Annotated in this window: 1 protein-coding gene; it reads left to right on the top strand. The window is 69.6% G+C overall.

Features of this window, described 5'->3' with window-relative positions; translation table 11 throughout:
• Nucleotides 1-1,139: efflux transporter outer membrane subunit (locus tag HUK84_RS19455; protein WP_176641679.1), on the top strand; the 1,139-nt coding region annotated here is incomplete at both ends.

Genomic DNA, 1,139 nt, shown 5'->3' with positions numbered 1-1,139 from the left:
CCCGTTTCGCGCAGGGCGGACAGCCGGCCGGCACCGTGGGCACGGCCGATCCGGCCGGCGCGGTCCAGACATTCCACCCCGGAGCGGACATTCCGGCCCAATGGTGGATGCTGTTCCATTCACCGGCACTGGACCGGCTGATCCGCCATGCGCTGGCCAACAGCCCGACGCTGGACGCGGCCCGCCACGCCCTGCGCGTGGCCGACGAAAACCGCAAGGCGCAGATGGGGCCGCTGTACCCCAGCATCTCGGTAATGTACAACCCGGCGCGCTTCAAGACCTCGCGCACCTACTCGGCGGTGCCGGCCAACAATAGCTGGCTGTATACGGTGCATACCGCGCAGCTCAATATCGCCTATCAGCCCGATATCTGGGGCGGGGTCCGGCGCGGCATCGAGGTCACGACCGCACAGCGCGATTCCGCGCGCTATCAGTTGGAGGCGACCTATCTGACGCTGACGGGCAACCTGGTGCAGGCCGTGATCGCCTATGCCGCGCTGCGGGCGCAGATCGACACGGTGCAGAGCCTGATCGCGAGCCAGCAGCGGATCCTCGATTCCAGCGTGCGCCAGCAGGCGCTGGGCCAGTTGGCGGATGCCGACATCGCCCAGCAGCGCGCGCAACTGGCGCAGGACCAGGCGCTGCTGCCCCCGCTGCAACAGCAACTGGCGCAGCAGCATGACCAGATCGCGGCCTTGGCCGGCGACATGCCGGACGACCCGACGCCCGATTTCACCCTGGACGGGCTGACGCTGCCGCGGGACCTGCCGGTCAGCCTGCCGGCGCGCCTGATCGACCAGCGGCCGGACATCAAGGTGGCCGAGGCGGACTGGCACGCCGCGTGTGCGCAGATCGGCGTCGCCATCGCCAACCGGCTGCCGAACATCCAGTTGAACGCGCAGCCCGGCTTTGCCGCCGCGTCGGTGGGGCAGATGTTCGCCCCCGGCTATGGCCAGTGGATGATCGCCGGCACGCTGACCCAGCCGCTGTTCCAGGGGTTCCAGTTGCTGCACCAGGAGCGCGCGGCCCGCGCGGCCTATGAACAGGCCGCGGCGCAATATCGCGCCGCCGTGGTGTCCGCCGTGCAGGACGTGACCGACAGCCTGGTTGCCGTCAGGACCGACGCGTCCACGCTGGTC

It is taken from the genome of Nguyenibacter vanlangensis (assembly GCF_013376155.1).
In the GTDB taxonomy this organism is placed as follows: Bacteria; Pseudomonadota; Alphaproteobacteria; order Acetobacterales; family Acetobacteraceae; genus Gluconacetobacter; species Gluconacetobacter vanlangensis.
The sequence above is the reverse complement of the archived record's forward strand: the minus strand, read 5'-3'. Positions and strand labels throughout refer to the sequence as shown.